The following is a 238-nucleotide window of genomic DNA, read 5'->3' on the forward strand; positions in this document are numbered from 1 at the left end:
GTGCTTGCTGACGTGCTTGCAGATGTACTTGCACTTGTTGAAGCTGAGGTGCTTGCTGACGTGCTTGCTCTTGTTGAAGCTGATGTACTTGCTGACGTGCTTGCTGATGTGCTTGCACTTGTTGAAGCCGATGTTCTTGCTGATGTACTTGCGCTTGTTGAAGCCGATGAACTTGCTGATGTAGTAGCGCTTGTTGTAGCTGATGAACTGGCAGACGATCTAGCCGATGAGCTAGCGG

General features: G+C 50.0%; 1 protein-coding gene. It reads left to right on the top strand.

The genetic code is table 11. The features are described from left to right. Positions 1–238 (top strand): hypothetical protein (locus tag N8M66_RS09365; RefSeq protein WP_261047245.1); only part of this gene is annotated, 238 nt, incomplete at both ends.

The sequence above is a fragment of the Streptococcus mitis genome (assembly GCF_946188585.1).
GTDB classification, from domain to species: domain Bacteria; phylum Bacillota; class Bacilli; order Lactobacillales; family Streptococcaceae; genus Streptococcus; species Streptococcus mitis_DG.